The following is a 21,605-nucleotide window of genomic DNA, read 5'->3' as shown; positions in this document are numbered from 1 at the left end:
TGTCGCAGCCGTGCCGGAGCGGCCAGCCCACAGTTGGGGCAGCGCTGGTCAAATGTTGCCGTTGCCCAGGGATTGAGCGGCGTGGAGCGACGCCGCGCCCGGCTCTCCGGGATGGCTGTCACCCGCCGCCGCGGCTTCATGCGGTGCTGCAACACCGTCCCCGAGCACGGCGTCTGGCATGCCATTCCGAATTGCGCTGACAGGTCGAGTCTTGTGCCAACACGCTGAAGAACGGTCGGTTTTAGAAACGCTCTTGTGTTGTGGGGGCAAAACGCCTGCGCTAGCTTGTTCTGTAAGCGGAATTTAATTCCGCATCATGGAATTGAGTGGAACGCGCATGGGACGACGGTCTGAGCGATTGAGCAGGGTGGGCATGCTGCCCGGGGATCTCGCGGGCGAGGGCGAGGTCATTCAGGTGGTGTCGCGAGCGTTCGACGTGCTTCGTTGTTTCGAGGGGCACGATTCGCGGCTCGGCAATCTCGAAATTTCCAACCGCTGCGGCCTGCCGCGGTCGACGGTGTCGCGGCTGACGCACACGCTGACGCGGATGGGCCAGCTGGTCTATCTGCCGCGCGATCAGAAGTATCGGATCGGCCCGAGCGCGGTCGCGATGAGCACCTCGATGACCCGCGGCTTGCAGCTGCGCAACCTGATCCGCCAGCGCCTGCAGGACGTCGCCGAGCAATTGCCGGGCACGGTTGGTTTCGTCATCCCCGATCAGTTTCATCTGGTCTATCTGGAGTTCGGCCGCGCCGCGAATGCGCTCGGTCTGCACGAGACCACCGGCAGCCGCATCTCGATGGCCTCGACGGCCGCCGGGCACGCCTATGTCGCCGCGCTCGAGCCGGAGGTCGGCGATGCGCTGCTCGCCGAGATGGAGCGCGAGATGCCGGATGCGGCGAATCTCTTGCGGCCGCGGTTGGAGCACAACAGGCAGTTCCTCAAGGAGCATGGCTACGTCGTCGCTTGCGGGCTGTGGAGTCCTCATATCAACGGCCTCGCGCTGCCGGTGTGGTCGCCGCAGTACCAGACCAATGTCGTGCTCACCATCGGGCTGCTGTCGGCGATGTATGACGAGCAGCGCCTGCACGACGAGGTGGCGCAGCCGATGCGCGAACTCGGTCGCAACATTGCGGCCCTGCTGCAGGGTGCCGAAGCCGACGTCTTCAACAGCCGGATGGAGAGGAAGCCGCTGCAGGTGACGACGAAGACCAATCATAAGAAGACCATCACCGGGGCAGGGGGAACGAATGAGTTGGCAGCCGGAGCTCGAGGAATTGGCCCGGCGCGAAGCCTTCGCGCGGGAGATGGGCGGGCCTGACAAGGTCAAGCGTCAGCACGACCAGGGCCGTCTCACCGTTCGCGAGCGCATCGACGGCGTCGTCGATCCCGGCAGTTTCCACGAGATCGGCGCCGTCGCCGGTCTCGGCGAATATGACGAGCAGGGCGAGCTCACCCATGTGACGCCCGCGAACTGCGTGTTCGGCCGCGCGCGTGTCGACGGCCGCACTGTCGTCGTGGTCGGCGATGATTTCACCGTGCGCGGCGGCTCGGCCGATGCCTCGATCGCGGCCAAGCCGCTGATGGCCGAGGAGATGGCGCACGACTTCCGTCTGCCGATCATCCGCATCATCGAAGGCTCCGGCGGCGGCGGCTCGGTCAAGACGATCGAAACCAAGGGCGCGGCCAATCTGCCGGGCGGTATCGGCGGCAATCGCTGGTACCGCTACACGACAGAGAACATGTCGCTGGTGCCGGTGGTCGGGCTGGGGCTCGGCTCGGTGGCAGGCCTCGGCGCCGCGCGGCTTGCGGCGAGCCACTATTCGGTGATGACCCGGCAGTCGGCGATGTTTGTCGCCGGCCCACCTGTGGTGAAGCGGCTCGGGCAGGACCTCGGCAAGATGGAGCTCGGCGGCGCCGACATCCAGACCAAGGCCGGTGGCGTCGATCATGCCGTCGACACCGAGGCGGAAGCCTTCGCCTGCGCGCGGCGCTTCCTGTCCTATCTGCCGTCCTCGGTCTACGAGCTGCCGCCGACCTTGCCCTGCACCGACGATCCACAGCGCAGCGATGAGCAACTCATCAGCGCCGTGCCGCGGGATCGCCGCCGCGTCTACAAGATGCGGCCGATCATCGAGTCCGTCGTCGACAGCGGCTCGTTCTTCGAGGTCGCGCAGAACTACGGCCGTCCGCTGATCGTCGGGCTCGCGCGCCTCGAAGGCCGCGCGGTGATGGTGCTGGCGAGCGATCCCTATCACTTCGGTGGCTCGTGGACCGCCGATGCCTGCCAGAAGGTGATCCGCTGGGTCGACTTCGCCGAGACCTTCCACCTGCCGATCGTCTACCTGATGGACTGTCCCGGCTTCATGGTCGGCCTCGATGCCGAGAAGGCGGCGACCATTCGCCATGGCGTGCGCGCGATGGCGGCAGTCAACCAGTCGACGGTGCCGTGGTGCACGGTGATCGTGCGCAACTCGTTCGGTGTCGCCGGCGTCGTGCATCAGCCGGCCGACCGATTCTCGATCCGCTATGCCTGGCCGTCGGCCTATTGGGGCTCGCTGCCGCTCGAAGGCGGCATCGAGGCGGCGTACCGCGCCGAGATCGACGCCGCGCCCGATCCGAAGGCCAAGCTGAAGGAGATCGAGGAACGGCTCAACAAGCTGCGCTCGCCGTTCCGCTCGGCCGAGAAGTTCTGGGTCGAGGAGATCATCGATCCCCGCAAGACGCGCGCGCTGCTGTGCGAGTTCGCGCGCCTTGCCGAGCCGCTGCGGACGCCGGGCCCGCCGACGGCGATGACGACGAGGCCGTGAGCCTCACGCCGCGGCAGGTTTGGCCTGCCGCGCGATGGCGAGCGCGAGCAGCGCGGCGATGATGCAGAGCGCGCCGGCTATGAAGAACGCCGGCAGATAGCTCTGCAGCAGGGTGCGCGACAGGCCGGCTCCGAACGCCGCAGTCCCGGCGCCGAGCTGATGGCCGGCGAACACCCAGCCGAACACCAGATTGGCGCGCTCCGGCCCGAAGCGCTGTGCCGTCAGCCGCACCGTCGGCGGCACGGTGGCGATCCAGTCGAGGCCGTAGAACATCGCGAACAGCGATAGCCCATAGAACGAGAAGTCGGTGAAGGGGAGAAACAGCAGCGAGAGGCCGCGCAGGCCGTAGTACCAGAACAGCAGCCAGCGATTGTCGTAGCGGTCTGATAGCCAGCCCGACACGATCGTGCCGACGAAGTCGAACATGCCCATCGCTGCGAGCAGGCTCGCGGCCTGGACCTGCGGGATGCCGAAGTCGAGGCACATCGGGATCAGGTGCACCTGCACGAGCCCGTTGGTCGAGGCGCCGCAGATGAAGAAGGTCGCGAACAGCATCCAGAACACCGGCACTCGCACAGCGTCGCGCAAGGTGCCGAGCGCGGCAGTGAGGATCGATGTGGTCACGGGGGCGGGCGCGGCGATCGGCTCGGTGCCGGTATCGCCGAACGGGCGCAGTCCGAGATCGCTCGGGCGATCGCGCATCAGGAGCAGCACGGCGGTGGCCGAGACGGCGAGGGCGCAGCAAACCAGCGCGAGCGCCGTGCGCCAGCCGAGCCGCTCGGTGAGGCTCGCCAGCAGCGGCAGGAACACCAGCTGTCCGGTGGCGACGCTGGCGGTGAGGATGCCGACGACGAGGCCGCGCCGCGCCACGAACCAGCGGGTGGCGATGGTCGCGCCGAGCACCAGCGCGGTCATGCCGGTGCCGAGGCCGATCACCACGCCCCACAGCAACACGAGGTGCCAGACCTGAGTCATCGCGAGCGAGGCGAGCAGCGCCGACACCACGATCAACTGCGCCAGCAGGGTGATATTGCGCAGGCCGTAGCGGTTCAAAAGGGCAGCCGCGAACGGCGCCATCAGCCCGAACAGCACGAAGCGGATCGACAGCGCCGAGGAGATCTCGGCGGTGCTCCAGCCGAACTCCTGCTGTAACGGCACGATGAACACGCCGGGCGCGCCCACCGTGCCGGCGGACACGAGCGCCGTGAAGAAGGTCACGGCAACCATGACCCAGCCGTAGTGGATATTGCGCCGTCCGAGGGCTGCGGCGAGCTGATTGGAGATCATGCGGGTCTCGTGAGGCTGGGAAACGGCGCCAGTCTGGCAGACGGCGCGGGTGACATAAACGGCAAAGTTCCCTCGTTTCAGGACATCACGGCCGCTCGACCGCAATCGCGGTCGCCTCACCACCGCCGATGCACAGCGCGGCTACGCCGCGCTTCAAACCGCGCGCCTGCATCGCATGCAGCAAGGTCACGATCAGCCGCGCGCCCGTCGCGCCGATGGGATGGCCGAGCGCACAGGCGCCGCCCTTGACGTTCAGCCGGTCACGGGGAATGCCGAGGTCGCGCTGCGCGGCCATGGCGACCACCGCGAAGGCCTCGTTGATCTCGAACAAATCGACGTCTTCGACGCGCCAGCCGACCTTGTCGAGCAGCTTGCGGATGGCCGGGATCGGCGCCGTCGTGAACCATTGCGGCTCCTGGCTGTGGGTCGCGTGCCCCTTGATCTCGGCGATCACGGGCAGGCCGTCACGCTCGGCGCGCGATCGCTGGGCGAGGACGAGGGCCGAGGCGCCGTCCGCATTGGCGGAAGACGCCGCTGGCGTGATGGTGCCGTCCTTGCGGAACGCCGGCTTCAGCGCCGGGATCTTCGCGGGATCGACCTTGAGCGGATGCTCGTCATTCGTGACCTGCCGCGGGCCGGATTTGTCCGTCAGCGTGATCGGCGCGATCTCGGCCGCGAACGCGCCGCTCTCGACCGCCTTGCGGGCGCGCGTCAGCGTTTCCACCGCGTAGGCGTCCTGGTCGGCACGGGTGAACCGATAGGCTTCCGCCGTGGCCTCGCCAAAGTCGCCCATCGAGCGGCCGGTGTCGTAGGCGTCTTCCAGGCCGTCCAGCATCATGTGATCGAGAATGCGGTCGTGGCCGGCGCGATAGCCGCCGCGTGCCTTGGCCAGCAGATAGGGCGCATTGCTCATGCTCTCCATTCCGCCGGAGACGACGATCTCGGCCGAGCCGGCGCGGATGATGTCGTGCGCCAGCATCGTCGCCTTCATTCCGGAGCCGCAGACCTTGTTGATGGTGGTGGCGCCGGTCGCATCGGGCAGGCCAGCGCCCCGCGCGGCTTGGCGAGCCGGGGCCTGGCCCTGACCGGCCGGCAGCACATTGCCCATGAACACTTCGCTCACCGCATCCGCGGGGACACCCGCGCGTTCGATCGCCGATTTCATCACGTGAGCCCCGAGCTCGTGCGCGCGCAGCGGCGACAATTCGCCCATGAAGCGGCCGAGGGGCGTGCGCGCGGCGGACAGGATCACGACGGGATCGGACGAGGCCATGACAGGGCTCCCTGAATAAATATGATGGGCATCATATAATGCGGGCCCGGAAAAGCAAACCATCGTTCTCGCGCAATTTGTGGTGAGGGCGCGAGCGAGACTGGGGGAAGCTGAGGTCGGAAACTTGGAGAAACTTGCGGCTCTAGCGCTTGCGGTCGATGAAGTGCTGCATCAGCCGTCTGGGCTCGTCGGTCATGAAGGAGCGTCCGAAGGCGCCGATCGACACCTCGACCGATTCCTTCAGCGGCAGCTCTTCCCATTGCCGCAGCAGGGCCTTCTGAATCCGGAGCGCTTCCGGCCCGCAGGCGAGGAGGGAATCGATGGCGCGCTCCACCGCGGCATCGAGTTCGCCTTCGGCGGCGACCGAATCGACCAGGCCCCAGGCGAGCGCCGTCGGCGCGTCGATCGTCTCGGCCGTCATCAGGAGCCAGCGCGTGCGGCCCCAGCCGATCAGCCGCGGCAACAGCGCGGCATGAATGACCGAGGGGATGCCGACGCGCACCTCGGGCATGCCGAACTTGGCGTCATGCGACGCAATGCGGAGATCGCAGGCCGCCGCGACTTCCAGGCCGCCGCCGAGACACCAGCCCGGCATCCGCGCGATCACCGGGGCGGGAAAATTCCGCACGGCTTCGCACAGTCCGGCAAGCCGCGAGATGAACGCTTCCGCGGACGCCTGGCCGAGCGTCGCCATTTCCTTGATATCGGCCCCGCCGATCATGCTGCGCTCGCTCTCGCCGGCAAGCACCACGGCGCGAATACCGGTGTCTGATGCGAGCGAGTGCAGGCCGTTCTGAACGTCCAGGATGGCGGCAGAACCGAGAATATTGAGCTTGCCGGCGTTGCAGATCGTCAGCCGCACGACGCCGCGAGAATCGCGTTCGATGCCGCAGTGGGCATTGAGCATATCCATGGTCGCTTCCTCCTCGTGAGCACGGCTGAGTTCCGGCTTTCGGGAATGGTGTCACGGTCTTGATTTAGATCAACTCGAATTCATCAAATAGCTGCAGCGAGCAGGGCGCAGAGCTGCTATTGTATGACCTCGGACATTCAATGGGACGGCAATGCGCTACTCTCCGGAACACAAGGCGGAAACCCACGCGCGAATCGTGCGCAAGGCGTCGGTGCGGCTGCGGGAAAAGGGCGCTCACGGGGTCGGCGTGGCCGACCTCATGAAAGAGGCCGGCCTCACCCATGGCGGCTTCTATGCGCATTTCGAATCGCGCGAGGCGCTGGTCGTCGAAGCCTTCGGCTATGCGATCGATCGGTCCATGGAGCGTTGGCGCAAGCTCCTGGATGAGATGCCGCCGCAGAAGCGGCTCGCTGCGATCGTCGACGGATATCTGTCTTCGGAGCATCGCGACGATGCCGGCCACGGTTGCGCCGTCCCTGCGCTGGGGGCCGAGATCGCGCGGGAGAGTGCGAAGACCCGCAAGGCCTTTGCCGCCAAGCTGGCGGAGCTGATCGATCTCTTCGCCGACTATATCGTCGACGTGCCGCGCAAGACTGCGCGCAAGCGTGCCTCGGCCATGCTGGCGACCCTGATGGGGACGATCGTCATGGCGCGGATTACCGGCAGCGGGGAATTGTCGGACGAGATTTTGAGCTCAGGACGGGAGGTGGCCCTGGCGGTCGCCAATGGTGGCGGGCCTGCGGGGAAGACCCCGGCGCGGGCGCCCGCAAAACGTCCGGCGAATAAGGTGGCCGCCGCCAAGCGCTGAGCTTCGGACGAGAGGCGCGACGCACGGCGTGCCGCGAGCGCGAAGGGGCGGCAATTTCGCAGCGCGGCTCAGCGCTTAAACCCTTCCCAAACGCCGCAAAGACTGCAAGATGCCGGCCAATTCGGCACTGCTTACCCCCTGCGGAGGATACCCATGCGTTCGATCGGTCATTTCATTGGCGGCAAAGAGGTCAAAGGTACGTCCGGACGGACCGCCGACGTCTTCGAGCCGATGACCGGTGACGTGCAGGCCAAGGTCGCTCTCGCCTCCCGCGCCGAGCTGCGGGCCGCCGTCGAGAACGCCAAGGCCGCGCAGCCGGCCTGGGCCGCGACCAACCCGCAGCGCCGCGCGCGCGTGATGATGAAGTTTCTGGAACTCGCGCAGCGCGACTACGATCAGCTCGCCGAGCTGCTGGCGCGCGAGCACGGCAAGACCATTCCGGACGCCAAGGGCGACATCCAGCGCGGCCTCGAGGTCGTCGAATTCGCCTGCGGCATTCCGCATCTGATGAAGGGCGAGTACACCGAAGGTGCCGGCCCCGGCATCGACATCTACTCGATGCGCCAGCCTCTCGGTGTCGTTGCCGGCATCACGCCGTTCAATTTCCCGGCGATGATTCCGATGTGGAAGTTCGCGCCCGCCATCGCCTGCGGCAACGCCTTCATCCTCAAGCCCTCAGAGCGCGATCCGGGCGTGCCGATGAAGCTCGCCGAGCTGATGATCGAGGCCGGCCTGCCGGCGGGCATCCTCAACGTCGTCAACGGCGACAAGGAAGCGGTCGACGCCATCCTCGAGGATCCGGACATCATGGCGGTGGGCTTTGTCGGCTCGTCGCCGATCGCGCAGTACATCTATGAGCGCGCCGCCGCGCACGGCAAGCGTTGCCAATGCTTCGGCGGCGCCAAGAACCACGCCATCATCATGCCCGACGCCGATCTCGACCAGGCCGTCGACGCGCTGATCGGCGCGGGCTATGGCTCGGCCGGCGAGCGCTGCATGGCGGTCTCCGTCGCGGTGCCCGTCGGCAAGACCACCGCGGACCGGCTGATGGACAAGCTGATCCCGCGCGTCGAGAGCCTGAAGATCGGCACCTCGGTCGATCCGTCGGCTGATTTCGGTCCGCTGGTGACCCGCGAGGCGGTCGAGCGCGTCAAGAACTACGTCGATATCGGCGTCAAGGAAGGCGCGACGCTTGCCGTCGACGGCCGCGGCTTCAAGATGCAGGGCTACGAGAACGGCTTCTACATGGGCGGCTGTCTGTTCGACAACGTCACCAAGGACATGCGGATCTACAAGGAAGAGATTTTTGGTCCGGTGCTGTCGGTCGTCCGCGCCAAGGATTACGCCGAGGCGCTGGCGCTGCCGTCGGATCATGACTACGGCAATGGCGTTGCGATCTTCACCCGTGACGGCGACGCGGCCCGCGACTTCGCAGCCAAGGTGAATGTCGGCATGGTCGGCATCAACGTGCCGATCCCGGTGCCGATCGCCTACTACACCTTCGGCGGCTGGAAGAAGTCCGGCTTCGGCGATCTCAACCAGCACGGCCCGGATTCGATCCGCTTCTACACCAAGACCAAGACGGTCACCTCGCGCTGGCCGTCCGGCGTCAAGGAAGGCGCGGAATTCTCGATTCCGCTGATGAAGTAACGACAAGTGGGAGCCCACCAGGGCTCCCACCTGCGTCATTGCGAGGAGCGAAGCGACGAAGCAATCCAGACTGCCTCCGCGGAAAGATTCTGGATTGCTTCGCTTCGCTCGCAATGACGGAGTATCAGGCAGCGGCACGGCCAACAAAACAAGTCCAGGGAAACGCGGAGAACGAATGCAGTTCGCTCTCGATGAGGATCAGGTCGCGGTGCGCGAGATGGCGCGCGCCTTTGCGGCCGAGAAGATCGCCCCGCATGCGCTGCGCTGGGACGAGGAGAAGCATTTCCCGGTCGACGTGATGCGCGAGGCCGCCGCCCTCGGCATGGGCGGCATCTACATCCGCGACGATGTCGGCGGCTCCGGCCTGTCCCGTCTCGATGCCGCGCTGATCTTCGAGGCGCTGGCGACAGGCTGCCCGACGGTGTCCGCCTTCATCTCCATCCACAACATGGCGTCGTGGATGATCGACACCTTCGGCACCGAAGCGCAGCGCCAGGAATATCTGCCGAAGCTCTGCCCGATGGACCTCATCGCGAGCTACTGCCTGACCGAGCCCGGCGCCGGCTCCGATGCCGCCGCGCTGCGCACGCGCGCAGTAAGGGACGGCGATTTCTACCTGCTCAACGGCCAGAAGCAGTTCATCTCCGGCGCTGGCGCGACGGACATCCTCGTCGCGATGGTTCGCACGGGCGCCGACGGTCCCGGCGGCATCTCGACGCTCGTGATCGACGCCAAGACCCCCGGCGTGTCGTTCGGCGCCAATGAGCGCAAGATGGGCTGGAATGCGCAGCCGACCCGCGCCGTTATTTTCGAGAACGCGCGCGTGCCGGTGGCCAACCGCCTGGGCGAAGAGGGCATCGGCTTCAAGATCGCGATGGCCGGACTCGACGGCGGCCGTCTCAACATCGCGGCGTGTTCGCTCGGCGGCGCGCAGTCCGCGCTCGACAAGACGCTGGCCTATACCAAAGAGCGCAAGGCCTTCGGCAGGCGGCTCGACGAATTCCAGGCGCTGCAATTCCGGATCGCCGACATGGCGATCGAGCTGGAGGCCGCGCGCACCTTCGTGTGGCGCGCCGCCGCGGCGCTCGACCGCAAGGATGCGGATGCGACGATGCTGTGCGCGATGGCCAAGCGTTTTGGCACCGATGTCGGCTTTGAGGTTGCCAACCAGGCGCTGCAGCTGCACGGCGGCTACGGCTACCTCAGCGAATACGGCATCGAGAAGATCGTGCGCGATCTGCGCGTGCACCAGATCCTCGAAGGCACCAACGAGATCATGCGCCTGATCGTGTCGCGCAAGCTGATCGAGGGCGCGCGATGAGCGACGCCATCGAAGGCGATCTGATCGTCCGACGCGAAGGCTCGGCCGGCATCATCCGGCTGAACCGGCCCAAGGCGATCAACGCGATGACCCTGGAGATGTCGATGGGCATCGACGCGGCGCTCGATCAGTTCGAGGCCGATCCCGCCGTTGCCATTGTCGTGCTCGAGGGCGCCGGCGAGCGCGGGCTGTGCGCCGGTGGCGATATTCGTGGGCTCTACGAGAGCTCCAAGGTGAATGGCGACCTCGGCAAGGTTTTCTGGCGCCAGGAATACATCATGAACGCGCGCATTGCGGCGTTCCCGAAGCCCTATGTCGCGTATATGGACGGCCTCGTAATGGGCGGCGGGGTCGGCCTGTCGGCGCATGGGCGGCATCGTGTCGTGACCGAGAAGACCAAGCTCGCGATGCCCGAGGTCGGTCTCGGATTTTTTCCCGATGTCGGCGGCACCTGGCTCTTGTCGCGCGCGCCGGGCGAACTCGGCGCCTATTTCGGGCTGACCGGCCAGACGATGAACGGTCCTGATGCGATTCATGCCCGCTTCGCGGATTCGGTGGTGCCAACCGAGAAGTGGCCGGCGTTGCGCGAGGTCCTGACCAGGGTCCGGCCCGGGACATTGTCGGCCGAGATCGACCGGCTGATCGCAGGGTTTGCCACCGGTGAGACCGCCGGGCCGGTCGCCGCGCAACAGGCCAAGATCGATGCATGGTTTGCCCACGACAGCATGCACGATATCTTTGCGGCGCTGGAAGGCGATGGCTCCGAGCTGGCGCACGCAACGCTGAAGACGCTGAAAGAGAAGTCGCCGCGCGGCATGGTCGTGACGCTGAAGCTGCTGCGGCTGGCGCGCGGAGCGACATCGTTGCAGGAGTGCCTCGTGCGCGAATATCGTGCGGCGTTGGAAGTCTTCCGTAGCGACGATTTCCGCGAGGGCGTGCGGGCCGCAATCATCGACAAAGACCGCAGTCCGAAGTGGTCGCCGCCCGACGTCGATCAGGTGACGCCGGAAATGCTGGCGCCGTATCTCGCCGAGATCGGTGCCGATGAGCTGACATTTCCGCAAACGAGATAACAATCAGGTCGAGGGAGAGAACGAACCATGGCAACGATCGCATTCATCGGTCTCGGCAACATGGGCGGCCCGATGGCCGCCAACCTCGTCAAGGCTGGCCACAAGGTGGTGGCGTTCGACCTGGTCGAGGCTTCGCGAGCGCAGGCCAAGGCGGATGGCGCCGCGATTGCGGACAGCGCCGTGGCGGCGGTGAAGGGCGCTGACGCCGTCGTCACCATGCTGCCGGCCGGCAAGCATGTGCTGGCCGTCTGGAACGAGGTCGTGCCCGCGATGAGCAAGGGCGCGCTCATTATCGACTCCTCCACCATCGACGTCGAGAGCGCGCGATCAGCGCATGCGCTCGCGGCCAAGCACGGCATCGCGGCGGTCGACGCGCCGGTCTCCGGCGGTACCGGCGGCGCGAAAGCCGCGACGCTGACCTTCATGTGCGGCGGCGAGGAGGGCGCATTCGCCGCGGCCAAGCCGATCCTGGAAAAGATGGGCAAGAAGATCGTCCATTGCGGTGGTGCCGGCGCGGGGCAGGCGGCCAAGATCTGCAACAACATGATCCTCGGTATCTCGATGATCGCGGTCGGCGAGGCGTTTGCGCTGGGCGAAAAGCTCGGCCTGTCACACCAGGCGCTGTTCGACGTCGCCTCGACCTCGTCGGGGCAGTGCTGGTCGCTGACGTCCTATTGCCCGGTGCCGGGCCCGGTGCCGGCCTCGCCCGCCAACAACGACTACAAGCCGGGCTTTGCCACCGCGCTGATGCTGAAGGATCTCACGCTGTCGCAGGACGCGGCCAAGGCGGCCGGTGCGGCGACGCCGCTCGGCCAGCACGCGCAGGAGATCTACAAGGCGTTCGAGGCCGCCGGCCATGGCGGCGTCGATTTCTCAGGCATCATTCAGCACGTCCGCAAGCTCGCCGGGACCACCTGATGACGACATTCAAGGACGCACGCGCGTTTCTGCTGGCGCATCGCACCGACTACGATGCCGCCGTGAAGGGCTTTCGCTGGCCCGATCCCGTCCCATTCAACTGGGCGCTCGACTGGTTCGATGCCGAGCTCGCCTCCGATCCCGAGAGCCGCGAGCGTACCGCGCTGTGGATCTTCGACGCCGCGCAGGACCGCCAGACGAAACTGTCCTTTGCGGCACTGTCGCGGCGCTCCAACCAGGTCGCCAACTTCCTGCGCGCGCAGGGGCTGAAGCGCGGCGATCATCTGCTGCTGCTGCTCGGCAACGTCGTGCCGCTATGGGAGACGATGCTGGCGGCGATGAAGCTCGGCGTCGTCGTGATTCCCGCGACGACCTTGCTGACCACCGACGAGTTGCGCGATCGCCTGGAGCGCGGCCGCGCGAAGGCTGTCGTCGCCGCGCAGGATCAGGTGACGAAGTTCACCGATCTCGGCGCGGATGATTTGGTTCGGATCGTCGTGGGGACGACGACATCGGCCGGCTGGCTTCCGTTCGAGCAGGCCGCCGACGCTGCCGAGGCGTTCACGCCTGATGGTCCGACGCAGCCCGATGATCCGATGCTGCTGTATTTCACGTCCGGAACCACGGCCAAGCCGAAGCTGGTGCGGCACAGCCATCGCAGCTATCCGGTCGGCCATCTCTCGACGATGTACTGGCTCGGGCTGCAGCCCGGCGACGTGCATCTCAACATCTCCTCGCCGGGCTGGGCCAAGCATGCTTGGAGCTGCTTCTTCTCGCCGTGGAATGCCGGCGCCACCGTGTTCGTCGTCAACCAGCCGCGCTTCGATGCCAAGGGGTTGCTCGCGATCATCAAACGCTGCGGCGTCACCACTCTGTGCGCGCCGCCGACGGTGTGGCGGCTGTTCATCCAGGAGCATCTCGCCGACTTCAAGGTGTCCTTGCGCGAGGCCTGCGGCGCCGGCGAGCCGCTCAACCCGGAAGTAATCGACCAGGTCCGCGCTGCGTGGGGGCTCACGATTCGCGACGGCTACGGCCAGACCGAGACCGCCGCGATCTGCGGCAATTCGCCGGGTCAGAAGCTGAAGATCGGCTCGATGGGCCGGCCTCTGCCGGGCTATCGCGTCGAGGTCGCCGACATCGACGGCAATCTGGCGAGCGAGGGCGAGATCACCTTGGCGCTCACGGGTGAGCGTCCGGCCGGCCTGATGCAAGGCTATCAGGGCGACGATGGCAAGCTCACGGGTGCCGACGGGACGCGCTATCGCACCGGCGACGTCGTGTTCCGGGACGAGGAGGGTTATCTCACCTTCGTCGGCCGCTCCGACGACGTGTTCAAATCCTCCGACTACCGCATCTCGCCGTTCGAGCTGGAGAGCGTGCTGCTGGAGCACGAGGCGGTCGCCGAGGCGGCCGTCGTGCCGAGCCCGGATCCGATCCGGCTGGCGATCCCCAAGGCCTATGTGCTGCTGACATCAGGCGCGGAGCGCTCGCGCGCGACGGCGTTGTCGATCTTCGAGCACCTGCAGGCGCGGCTGGCGCCGTTCAAGCGCATCCGCCGGCTCGAGCTGGTCAGCGAGCTGCCGAAGACGATCTCCGGAAAGATCCGCCGCGTGCAGCTGCGCCGGCTGGAGCACGAGGACAACCGAACCGATCAGTTGCGTGGCATGGAATTCAAGGAAGAGGATTTCCCGGAGCTGAAGACGCGACCGTCCGGGCACGAGGTGTAAGAAACGCATGAACAAGATCTGGAAGAAGCCGCCGATTTCGCTTGAAGCCTATCAGGCCATGGTCGGCCAGGAGATCGGCGTGTCGTCGTGGCACGTGCTCGATCAGAAGCGCATCGATACCTATGCCGACGTGATCGAGGATCACCAGTTCATCCATGTCGATCCGGAAGCGGCCAAAGCGACGCCGTTCGGCACCACCATCGCACACGGCTTTCTCACGATGTCGCTGCTGTCGGTGATGTCCTACGAGGTCATGCCGGCGATCGAGGGCACGGCCATGGGCGTGAACTACGGCTTCGACAAGCTGCGCTTCATCTCGCCAGTGAAGTCTGGCAAGCGCGTGCGCGGCCGTTTCGTGCTGTCTGAAGCCACTCTGCGCAAGCCGAAAGAGTTGCAGTCGCGCACCAACGTCACGGTCGAGATCGAGGGCGAGGACAAGCCCGCGCTGGTCGCCGACTGGATCGGACTGATTTATCTGAGCTAACTCTCGTCGTCATAACCAATTCTCGTCATCGCCGGGCTTGACCCGGCGATCCATCTACTTCCGAAGAAGGGATGGATGCCCGGGTCAAGCCCGGGCATGACGAGCTGAAACCTTAGGGCAGAGCATCATGGCAATCAGATTTGACGGACGTGTCGCCATCGTCACCGGCGCAGGCAATGGGCTCGGGCGCGCGCATGCGCTGGGGCTGGCGAGCCGCGGCGCCAAGGTCGTGGTGAATGATTTCGGCGGCGCACGCGACGGCACCGGTGGCTCCATGACCGCGGCCGAGACCGTGGTCGAGGAGATCCGCAAGGCCGGCGGCACCGCGATGGCCGACGGGGCCGACGTCTCGAATTTCGAGCAGGTCACCGCGATGGTCGAGCGCGCCACCAAGGAGTGGGGCAGCGTCGACATCATGTGCGCCAATGCCGGCATCCTGCGCGATAAGTCGTTCGGCAAGATGGAGGTCGCCGATTTCGCCAAGGTGCTGGACGTGCATCTCGTCGGCAGCTTCTACTGCTGCAAGGCAGTCTGGAACGGAATGCGCGAGCGCAACTACGGCCGCATCGTCTTGACCACGTCTTCTTCAGGTCTCTTCGGCAATTTCGGCCAGGCCAATTACGGCGCGGCCAAAACCGGGATGGTCGGCCTGATGAACGTGCTGGCGGAGGAGGGCCGCAAGACCAACATCCGCGTCAACATCATCTCGCCGACGGCGGCCACCCGCATGACCGAGGAGCTGCTGCCGCCGCAGGCGCTGCAACTGATGAAGCCGGAATCGATCACGCCGGCGGTGGAGTATCTGCTCAGCGAGGATGCGCCGACCCGCACCATCATGGGCGCGGGCGCCGGCTCGTTCGCGGTGATCAAGATCCTGGAGAGCGAGGGCATCAATCTGCCGCCGGAAGAATGGACGCCGGACGCGGTGGCCGCGCATTTTGCCGAAATCAGCGACATGTCGAAGGCGCGCGCGCTGCAGGGCGCGTTCGAGCAGACGCAGAAGTATGTCTCGCAGGCCGCCGCGCGGCTGGGGATCAAGTTGTAGTTCTCACTGTCATTCCGGGGCGCGCGTCAGCGCGAGCCCGGAATCCATAACCACGATCGGGAGTATGGATTCCGGGCCTGCGCCAAGAGGCGCATCCCGGAATGACGACCTCTGTTGCGGACCCTCCGTCCAACCCAACCCGTTTGCGCGATGTTCCCGACAAGACCAGACATCGCCATCATCGGAGCCGGCCCGGCCGGGCTGATGGCCGCCGAGGTGCTGGCCGAAGGCGGAGTCAGCGTCACCGTCTACGATGCGATGCCATCGGTGGCGCGCAAGTTCCTGATGGCGGGGCGAGGCGGACTCAACCTCACGCATAGCGAAGAGCTGTCGGCATTTCTGTCGCGCTATCGCGAAGCAGCGACGTGGCTTGCGCCGGCCATTCAAGCGTTTTCGCCGCAACAATTGCGCGACTGGTGCGAAGCGTTGGGTCAGCCGACCTTCGTCGGCTCCTCGGGCCGGGTGTTCCCGACGGCGATGAAGGCGTCGCCGCTGCTCCGTGCCTGGCTGCGCCGACTCGACGCGCAAGGTGTGCGGTTCGGGCTGCGGCATCGCTGGACCGGTTGGGACGATCAAGGACGTCTTGTCTTTGACACGCCAGACGGCCGGCGCACCGTAACAACTGGTGCCACAGTGCTCGCGCTCGGCGGCGCCTCCTGGCCGCGGCTCGGCTCGGATGGGGGCTGGGTGCCGATCCTCGCGGCGAAAGGCGTCGCCATCGCGCCACTGCGGCCGGCCAATTGCGGCTTCACGGTCGGCTGGTCCGACATCTTCCGAGACCGCTTCGAGGGCCAGCCGCTGAAGGGCATTTCGCTCTCGCTTGGCGAGCGCAGCGTGCGCGGCGAGGCCGTCGTCACGCGGCAAGGCCTCGAAGGCGGCGCGGTCTATGCGCTCTCAGCCGAACTCCGCGAGGCGATTGCTTCAGAAGGCCGCGCAATCCTGCACGTCGCGCTGCGGCCCGATCTGTCGACCGCCGACCTCATCAGCCGCCTGTCGGCACCGCGCGGAAAACAGTCGTTCTCGAACGTCCTGCGCAAGGCGCTACAACTCTCTCCGGTTGCGATCGGGCTCTTGCAGGAGGTCGCAAAGACGCTGGGGCAGTCGTTGTCTTCGCTGCCGCCCGATCGTCTCGCGGCGCTCATCAACGCCGTCCCGATCAAGCTGACGGGTACCGCGGGCCTCGCCCGCGCCATCTCCAGCGCCGGCGGCATTGCGCGCGACGAGCTCGATGTCGACTACATGCTGCGGCGACTGCCGGGCGTGTTCGCCGCCGGCGAGATGCTGGACTGGGAAGCGCCGACCGGTGGCTATCTGCTGCAGGCATCGTTTGCGACAGGCGTGGCCGCGGGGAAGGGCGTGCTGAAGTGGCTTGCCGGGGGAACGGCGGGCGATGACTGACCAGCTTCCTGAGGCGTGGTCTTGGATGGCCGACGATCAGCTCCGCGCCGCGTTCGAAGAAGAACTTGCGCGCGAAGTTGGTCTCAATCATGCGCTGGCCAATCGATCCGCCGGGATCGTCGCCCGACGCGAAGACTGCGACGACGTTCTTGTTGCGCTCGAGGGAGGCCGCGTGGCTCAAGTCCATTTGACGTGGACACGGCGTTGCGAGATTGATCCTCGCTGGCCCGAGGCCGTCATCTACGATTCGATGGACGAATGGCGGAACAGTCGCAGCGAGTAACCGAGCGGGCGGCCACAAACACCGTCGTCATTCCGGGGCGCCCGGAGGGCGAGCCCGGAATCCATAACCACGATCGGGCGTATGGATTCTCCGATGCGCAATTGCGCATCGTAGCTCAGCCGCTGGCGCGGCTGCCCCGGAATGACGAGTGGAGAGAGCATCGCTTAACGCAGCTTCCCCCGCGCCGCGACCGGCAGCGTGCCTAAAATCTCCTCGCCGCGCACCATCACGACCTCGTCCATCATGTTGACGACGACGCAGACGTGGTTGGGGACGATGCGGACGACGTCGCCGACGTTGGGGCGGGTGTTGCTGCGGGAGAGATCGAGGAAGCCGTGCTCCTCGGCGAAGCGGGCGATCTTGGCTTCCGGGTGCTCCAGGATCAGGCCGTGGCCGTCGAGGCCGCCGGTGTCGGTGGTCAGTGTCTTCGAGCCGGCGTCGAGGATGCCGCGCTCGGGCGCGGCGCGGCTGACGACGGTGGAGTAGATGTGCAGCGCGCAGTCGTCCCAACTGGCAACGCCGGCGGCGACCTGCATGCGGTCGTTGTAGATGTAGGTGCCGGGGCGGTGCTCGGTGGCGCCCTTGAGCTTGCCGAGGTTCTTGAGGTTGGGCGAGCCGCCGGTCGAAACGATGCTAGCTTCCAGCCCCTCGGCGCGCACGCCCTCCAGCGCCTCGTCGTAGAAGCGCTGTGCATCGTCCCAGCCGCTCTCGGTCGGATACATCATGAAGCCGGCGAAGCGCAGGCCTTCGCTCGCCTTGATCTGGCGCGCGAGCTGGATCGCCTCGGCCGGCGTCTCGACGCCGGCGCGCTTGCGGCCCGTATCGCATTCGACGACGACCGAGAGCGTGCGGCCCGACTGCTTCGCGGCCTGCGGCAGGCCGGCGATCACGGTCGCGTTGTCGGCGGCCACCGTCATGTCGGCCTTGGCCTGCAACGCGGCGAGACGCGCCATCTTCTCCTCGCCGATCAGGTTGTAGCTGATCAGGATGTTGCTGATGCCGGCGTCAGCCATGATCTCGGCCTCGCCGATCTTCTGGCAGGTGATGCCTTGCGCGCCGGCCTCGATCTGCAGCTTCGCCAGCGCCGGGCTCTTGTGCGTCTTGATGTGCGGGCGGTTGGCGACGCCGGCCGCGGCGCATTGCGCCTGGATGCGCGCGATGTTGCGTTCGACCTTCTCCATGTCGATGACGGCGCAGGGCGTGCCGTACTCCCGGGCGATTTTGGCGGCGAGCGGGGTGGTCATTGGGTTACTCCGTTGTTGGATTGCGCCATTGCGAGGAGCGAAGCGACGAAGCAATCCAGAGTCCCGACTGCAGCCCTGGATTGCTTCGCTTCGCTCGCAATGACGGAGATCATTTGATGAACCTTACGCGCCCTCGATCTCCTCGCGCAGGACTTCGAGCTCCAGCCAGCGGTCTTCGGCGGCGGTGAGCTCGGCTTGCGCGGTCGCGATGGCGAGGGAGGCGGCGTCGAATTTCTTGCGATCTTTTGCATAGAGCGCGGGGTCGGCGAGCACGGCCTGCTGCTTGGCAATTTCGGCCTGCAACTTGGCGATCGTCTTCGGCAAGGTCTCCAGCGCGTGCTTCTCGTTGAAGGAGAGCTTGCGCTTCGGCGCGCTCGTGGGCGCGGCGGCGGCCGGCTTCGTCTCTTTCTTCTCCTCAGCCGCTTTCGCATGCTCGCGCTTCAAATCGGCGCCGCGCTGCACCAGCATGTCGCTATAGCCGCCGGCATATTCCTGCCATTTGCCGTTGCCCTCGGGCACGATCACCGAGGTGACGACGCGGTCGAGGAAGTCGCGGTCGTGGCTGATCAGGATGACGGTGCCCTCGTAGTCGCCGAGCATGTCCTCGAGCACGTCCAGCGTCTCCAGATCGAGATCGTTGGTCGGCTCGTCCAGCACCAGGAGGTTCGAGGGTTTTGCGAGCGCGCGCGCCAGCATCAGCCGGCCGCGCTCGCCGCCGGAGAGCACTTCGAGCGGCGTGCGCATCTGCTCGCGCGAGAACAGGAAGTCCTCCATGTAGCCGACGACGTGCTTGGGCTTGCCGGCCACCATCACATGGTCGCCGCGGCCACCGGTCAGCGCCTCCGCGAGCGTCGTTCGCGGATCGAGGCTCTCGCGGTGCTGGTCGAGCGTCGCCATCTCCAGGTTGACCCCGAGCCGGAGGGTGCCGCTGTCCGGCTCGCTGCCGCCGGTGAGCAGGTTGACCAGCGTGGTCTTGCCGGCGCCGTTGGGGCCGACGATGCCGATGCGGTCGCCGCGCTGGATGCGGATCGAGAAATTGTCGACGATCTTGCGATCACCATAGCTCTTCGACGCGCCCTTGGCCTCGATGACCAGCTTGCCCGACTTGTCGGCCTCGGCTGCGGCAAGATTGGCGCTGCCCGCCGTGCCGCGATAGTCGCGGCGCTGCTGGCGCAGCGCATGCAGGTTGGCGAGCCGCTTGACGTTGCGCTTGCGCCGGCCGGAGACGCCGTAGCGCAGCCAGTGCTCTTCGTTGACGATCTTCCGGTCGAGCTTGTGCTGCTCGCGCTCTTCCTCCGCCAGCACCTCGTCGCGCCACGCTTCGAACGCCGCGAAGCCGCGATCGATCTGCTTGATCTGGCCGCGATCGAGCCAGGCCGTCGCGCGCGACAGATTGGTCAGGAAGCGGCGGTCATGGCTGATCAGCACCAGCGCACAGCGGCGGCCGTCGAGCTCGTTCTCCAGCCACTCGATGGTGGTGAGGTCGAGATGGTTGGTCGGCTCGTCCAGCAGCAGGATGTCCGGGTTCGGCGCGAGCACGCGCGCCAGCGCGGCGCGGCGCGCCTCGCCGCCGGAGACATGCGCGGGATCTTCTTCGCCCGTCAGTCCCAGCTGCTCGACGAGATAGCGCGCCTGGTAGTGATCGTCGCCGGGCCCGAGGCCGGCCTCGACATAGGACAGGGTGGTGGCATGGCCGGAAAAATCCGGCTCTTGCGGCAGATAGCGCACGGTGGCGCCGGGCTGCACGAACCGCGTGCCGCTGTCGCAATCGACGAGTCCTGCGGCGATCTTGAGCAACGTCGACTTGCCGGAGCCGTTGCGGCCGATCAGGCAGACGCGCTCGCCGGGCGAGACCGAGAGCTCGACGCCTTGCAGCAGCGCCGTGCCGCCGAAGGTCAGGCGGATGTCTTTCAATTGGATGAGAGGCGGCGCCATGGTGCTAGCTCTGTTGCTGGACCCGCGCGGCGCGTTGGCGCTGCACGCGGCGGATCGTGGTGTCGAGGGTGGAGAGGAAGGTCGAGCGGTCGCGCGGCGTGAACGAGCGCGGGCCGCCGGTGACCTCGCCGGACGAGCGCAGATCGGTCATCAGATTGCGCACGGCGAGCGTCATGCCGATCGATTCCTCGGTGAACGGCTTGCCGTTCGGCGCGATCACGGCGCTGCCCGCCTTGACGCAGCGGCTCGCCAGCGGAATGTCCGCTGTGATGACGATGTCGTCGGCACCGGTGCGCTCGGCGATCCAGTCGTCGGCGGCATCCATGCCGCTGCCGGCGGCGATGCGCGTGATCAGGGGATCGTCGGGCACGCGGATGAAGCCGCCGGCGACGACGATCACCGGCAGGCCGTGCCGGATCGCGACGCGGTAGATCTCGTCCTTCACCGGGCAGGCGTCGGCATCGACATAGATGGTGATCGGGGCGGTTTGGAGCGTCATCGGGCCTTCATTCGGGATGGCCGGTTGGTACTCCATCGCGCCGGGAATTGCGAGCCAAAGGCTGAGCTTGCCAGGGGCTTTCGGGCCGTTACCATCGCCCAAAAGGGTCAAAGGGAGGCAAGCATGTCCGGCGAAATCGCGCCATACGCGGTCGAGGCGTTCAACACGGCCAAGCAGTCCGAAAACAAGATGCACGACGACAGCGTGGCCCGCCGCTTCGGCTTCGCCGGCGGTCTCGTGCCGGGTGTCGAGGTGCTGGCCTATATGCTGCACCAGCCGGTTGCGCGCTGGGGGCGGGAATTCCTGGAACGGGGGCTGATCGAGGCGCGGTTCGTCAAGCCGGTCTATGATGGCGAGATGGCCGAAGTCACGGCGAGCGGGGTGGCCGATGGCCTCGCGCTCGAGGTGACGAGCCAGGGCCAGCTCTGCGCCACCGGTTCCGCGTCGCTGCCCGCGTCAGCGCCGCAGGTCGTCTTGGCTGAGTATCGCGACGTTCCGCCAGCGGCCGTGCGGCCTCCCGTCAGTGCGGAGTCCTTCGCGGTCGGCAGCTGGCTGGGAACAGCGCCGCGCGCCTGGCCGGGACCGGCGGCCACGATGTATCTCGACGAAATCCGCGAGCGCGATCCGATCTATGCCAGCGAGCGGCTCGGCCATCCCGGCATGCTGCAGCGGGTGATGAACCGGCTGCTGGTCGACAATGTCGTGCTCGGCCCGTGGATTCACGTCGGCAGCCGGATGCAGCTGTTGTCGGTGATCGCCGAAACTGACGAGATCACGGCGCGGGGAAGGGTGGTTGCCAACTACGAGAAGAAGGGCCACCGCTTCGTCGAGATCGACGCGCTGGTGGTCGCGAACGGCACGCGGCCGCTGGCGCATTGCCACCATGTCGCGATCTATCAGCCGCGGGCGGAGGCGGCGGCGTAGCGGATGGAGAGAA

The 21,605-nt window shown here is 66.5% G+C and carries 18 protein-coding genes and 1 pseudogene; 13 read left to right on the top strand and 6 right to left on the bottom strand.

Annotation, left to right across the window (positions count from 1 at the left end; genetic code table 11):
• Positions 1–337 precede the first annotated feature (337 nt).
• Positions 338–1,321 carry an IclR family transcriptional regulator gene (locus tag ACQR1L_RS08570; RefSeq protein ID WP_006610855.1) on the top strand — a complete coding sequence of 328 codons (984 nt, stop codon included), beginning with the start codon at positions 338–340 and terminating at the stop codon, positions 1,319–1,321.
• The gene (locus ACQR1L_RS08565; protein ID WP_434857515.1) at positions 1,251–2,810 is read left to right on the top strand and encodes an acyl-CoA carboxylase subunit beta; all 1,560 of its coding nucleotides are present in this window, start codon (positions 1,251–1,253) and stop codon (positions 2,808–2,810) included. Before ACQR1L_RS08570 ends, ACQR1L_RS08565 begins: the two co-directional genes overlap by 71 nt.
• Positions 2,811–2,813: 3 nt before the next feature.
• On the opposite strand, the gene ACQR1L_RS08560 is transcribed toward ACQR1L_RS08565, so the two are convergent.
• The 3 genes from ACQR1L_RS08560 to ACQR1L_RS08550 form a co-directional block, all read right to left on the bottom strand.
• Entirely contained in the window at positions 2,814–4,097 is a 1,284-nt protein-coding gene (locus ACQR1L_RS08560; protein ID WP_434857514.1) for an MFS transporter, read from the bottom strand.
• An 85-nt stretch (positions 4,098–4,182) separates the two neighbouring features.
• Positions 4,183–5,370, bottom strand: a complete 1,188-nt coding sequence (locus ACQR1L_RS08555) for a thiolase family protein (RefSeq protein WP_434857513.1) — start codon at positions 5,368–5,370, stop codon at positions 4,183–4,185.
• A gap of 142 nt (positions 5,371–5,512) precedes the next feature.
• Positions 5,513–6,283, bottom strand: coding sequence for an enoyl-CoA hydratase (locus ACQR1L_RS08550; RefSeq protein WP_434857512.1), 771 nt, complete (start codon positions 6,281–6,283; stop codon positions 5,513–5,515).
• A 151-nt stretch (positions 6,284–6,434) separates the two neighbouring features.
• Here ACQR1L_RS08550 and ACQR1L_RS08545 point away from each other — a divergent pair, with 151 nt between their 5' ends.
• The 10 genes and pseudogenes from ACQR1L_RS08545 (at position 6,435) to ACQR1L_RS08500 (ending at position 16,990) form a co-directional block, all read left to right on the top strand.
• On the top strand, positions 6,435–7,091 hold the full coding sequence (locus ACQR1L_RS08545; protein WP_434857511.1) for a TetR/AcrR family transcriptional regulator: 657 nt from the start codon (positions 6,435–6,437) through the stop codon (positions 7,089–7,091).
• Between the two features lie 153 nt (positions 7,092–7,244).
• A complete protein-coding gene (locus tag ACQR1L_RS08540; protein ID WP_434857510.1) occupies positions 7,245–8,741 on the top strand; it encodes a CoA-acylating methylmalonate-semialdehyde dehydrogenase in 1,497 nt (498 codons plus the stop codon).
• 175 nt (positions 8,742–8,916) lie between these two features.
• Positions 8,917–10,062 carry an isobutyryl-CoA dehydrogenase gene (locus ACQR1L_RS08535; RefSeq protein ID WP_434857509.1) on the top strand — a complete coding sequence of 382 codons (1,146 nt, stop codon included), beginning with the start codon at positions 8,917–8,919 and terminating at the stop codon, positions 10,060–10,062.
• Positions 10,059–11,135, top strand: a complete 1,077-nt coding sequence (locus ACQR1L_RS08530; protein WP_434857508.1) for an enoyl-CoA hydratase/isomerase family protein — start codon at positions 10,059–10,061, stop codon at positions 11,133–11,135. The genes ACQR1L_RS08535 and ACQR1L_RS08530 overlap by 4 nt, the downstream gene beginning before the upstream one ends.
• A gap of 21 nt (positions 11,136–11,156) precedes the next feature.
• Positions 11,157–12,053: pseudogene (mmsB, locus tag ACQR1L_RS08525) on the top strand (3-hydroxyisobutyrate dehydrogenase); the annotation flags it as partial.
• Positions 12,053–13,780 carry an AMP-binding protein gene (locus ACQR1L_RS08520; RefSeq protein ID WP_434857507.1) on the top strand — a complete coding sequence of 576 codons (1,728 nt, stop codon included), beginning with the start codon at positions 12,053–12,055 and terminating at the stop codon, positions 13,778–13,780. The pseudogene mmsB and the gene ACQR1L_RS08520, both read left to right, overlap by 1 nt.
• Before the next feature lie 7 nt (positions 13,781–13,787).
• Positions 13,788–14,264, top strand: a complete 477-nt coding sequence (locus ACQR1L_RS08515; protein ID WP_434857506.1) for a MaoC family dehydratase — start codon at positions 13,788–13,790, stop codon at positions 14,262–14,264.
• Positions 14,265–14,391: 127 nt separating this feature from the next.
• Complete coding sequence (locus tag ACQR1L_RS08510) at positions 14,392–15,309, top strand: SDR family NAD(P)-dependent oxidoreductase (RefSeq protein WP_434857505.1); 918 nt, start codon at positions 14,392–14,394, stop codon at positions 15,307–15,309.
• A 150-nt stretch (positions 15,310–15,459) separates the two neighbouring features.
• On the top strand, positions 15,460–16,707 hold the full coding sequence (locus tag ACQR1L_RS08505; RefSeq protein ID WP_434857504.1) for an NAD(P)/FAD-dependent oxidoreductase: 1,248 nt from the start codon (positions 15,460–15,462) through the stop codon (positions 16,705–16,707).
• A complete protein-coding gene (locus ACQR1L_RS08500) occupies positions 16,700–16,990 on the top strand; it encodes a hypothetical protein (protein WP_434857503.1) in 291 nt (96 codons plus the stop codon). The genes ACQR1L_RS08505 and ACQR1L_RS08500 overlap by 8 nt, the downstream gene beginning before the upstream one ends.
• Before the next feature lie 164 nt (positions 16,991–17,154).
• On the opposite strand, the gene ACQR1L_RS08495 is transcribed toward ACQR1L_RS08500, so the two are convergent.
• From ACQR1L_RS08495 to ACQR1L_RS08485, 3 genes are all read right to left on the bottom strand, one after another.
• Positions 17,155–18,234, bottom strand: a complete 1,080-nt coding sequence (locus tag ACQR1L_RS08495) for a D-TA family PLP-dependent enzyme (RefSeq protein ID WP_434857502.1) — start codon at positions 18,232–18,234, stop codon at positions 17,155–17,157.
• A 123-nt stretch (positions 18,235–18,357) separates the two neighbouring features.
• Positions 18,358–20,169, bottom strand: coding sequence for an ABC-F family ATP-binding cassette domain-containing protein (locus tag ACQR1L_RS08490; protein WP_434857501.1), 1,812 nt, complete (start codon positions 20,167–20,169; stop codon positions 18,358–18,360).
• A gap of 4 nt (positions 20,170–20,173) precedes the next feature.
• Positions 20,174–20,668, bottom strand: a complete 495-nt coding sequence (locus ACQR1L_RS08485; RefSeq protein ID WP_434857500.1) for a YaiI/YqxD family protein — start codon at positions 20,666–20,668, stop codon at positions 20,174–20,176.
• Positions 20,669–20,791: 123 nt separating this feature from the next.
• Between ACQR1L_RS08485 and ACQR1L_RS08480 the strand changes: the two genes are divergently transcribed.
• The gene (locus ACQR1L_RS08480; RefSeq protein WP_434857499.1) at positions 20,792–21,592 is read left to right on the top strand and encodes a hypothetical protein; all 801 of its coding nucleotides are present in this window, start codon (positions 20,792–20,794) and stop codon (positions 21,590–21,592) included.
• The last annotated feature ends 13 nt before the right edge of the window (positions 21,593–21,605 follow it).

The sequence above is a fragment of the Bradyrhizobium sp. HKCCYLR20261 genome (assembly GCF_051168435.1).
Taxonomy (GTDB): Bacteria; Pseudomonadota; Alphaproteobacteria; order Rhizobiales; family Xanthobacteraceae; genus Bradyrhizobium.
Note: the sequence above shows the minus strand (reverse complement) of the source record. Positions and strands in the feature narration are given on the sequence as shown.

Excerpts from the sequence above, each read along its gene's own strand:
- ACQR1L_RS08570 (WP_006610855.1), top strand. The coding sequence starts at position 338 with ATGGGACGACGGTCTGAGCGATTGAGCAGGGTGGGCATGCTGCCCGGG.
- ACQR1L_RS08565 (WP_434857515.1), top strand. The coding sequence starts at position 1,251 with ATGAGTTGGCAGCCGGAGCTCGAGGAATTGGCCCGGCGCGAAGCCTTC.
- ACQR1L_RS08560 (WP_434857514.1), bottom strand. The coding sequence starts at position 4,097 with ATGATCTCCAATCAGCTCGCCGCAGCCCTCGGACGGCGCAATATCCAC.
- ACQR1L_RS08555 (WP_434857513.1), bottom strand. The coding sequence starts at position 5,370 with ATGGCCTCGTCCGATCCCGTCGTGATCCTGTCCGCCGCGCGCACGCCC.
- ACQR1L_RS08550 (WP_434857512.1), bottom strand. The coding sequence starts at position 6,283 with ATGGATATGCTCAATGCCCACTGCGGCATCGAACGCGATTCTCGCGGC.
- ACQR1L_RS08545 (WP_434857511.1), top strand. The coding sequence starts at position 6,435 with ATGCGCTACTCTCCGGAACACAAGGCGGAAACCCACGCGCGAATCGTG.
- ACQR1L_RS08540 (WP_434857510.1), top strand. The coding sequence starts at position 7,245 with ATGCGTTCGATCGGTCATTTCATTGGCGGCAAAGAGGTCAAAGGTACG.
- ACQR1L_RS08535 (WP_434857509.1), top strand. The coding sequence starts at position 8,917 with ATGCAGTTCGCTCTCGATGAGGATCAGGTCGCGGTGCGCGAGATGGCG.
- ACQR1L_RS08530 (WP_434857508.1), top strand. The coding sequence starts at position 10,059 with ATGAGCGACGCCATCGAAGGCGATCTGATCGTCCGACGCGAAGGCTCG.
- ACQR1L_RS08520 (WP_434857507.1), top strand. The coding sequence starts at position 12,053 with ATGACGACATTCAAGGACGCACGCGCGTTTCTGCTGGCGCATCGCACC.
- ACQR1L_RS08515 (WP_434857506.1), top strand. The coding sequence starts at position 13,788 with ATGAACAAGATCTGGAAGAAGCCGCCGATTTCGCTTGAAGCCTATCAG.
- ACQR1L_RS08510 (WP_434857505.1), top strand. The coding sequence starts at position 14,392 with ATGGCAATCAGATTTGACGGACGTGTCGCCATCGTCACCGGCGCAGGC.
- ACQR1L_RS08505 (WP_434857504.1), top strand. The coding sequence starts at position 15,460 with ATGTTCCCGACAAGACCAGACATCGCCATCATCGGAGCCGGCCCGGCC.
- ACQR1L_RS08500 (WP_434857503.1), top strand. The coding sequence starts at position 16,700 with ATGACTGACCAGCTTCCTGAGGCGTGGTCTTGGATGGCCGACGATCAG.
- ACQR1L_RS08495 (WP_434857502.1), bottom strand. The coding sequence starts at position 18,234 with ATGACCACCCCGCTCGCCGCCAAAATCGCCCGGGAGTACGGCACGCCC.
- ACQR1L_RS08490 (WP_434857501.1), bottom strand. The coding sequence starts at position 20,169 with ATGGCGCCGCCTCTCATCCAATTGAAAGACATCCGCCTGACCTTCGGC.
- ACQR1L_RS08485 (WP_434857500.1), bottom strand. The coding sequence starts at position 20,668 with ATGACGCTCCAAACCGCCCCGATCACCATCTATGTCGATGCCGACGCC.
- ACQR1L_RS08480 (WP_434857499.1), top strand. The coding sequence starts at position 20,792 with ATGTCCGGCGAAATCGCGCCATACGCGGTCGAGGCGTTCAACACGGCC.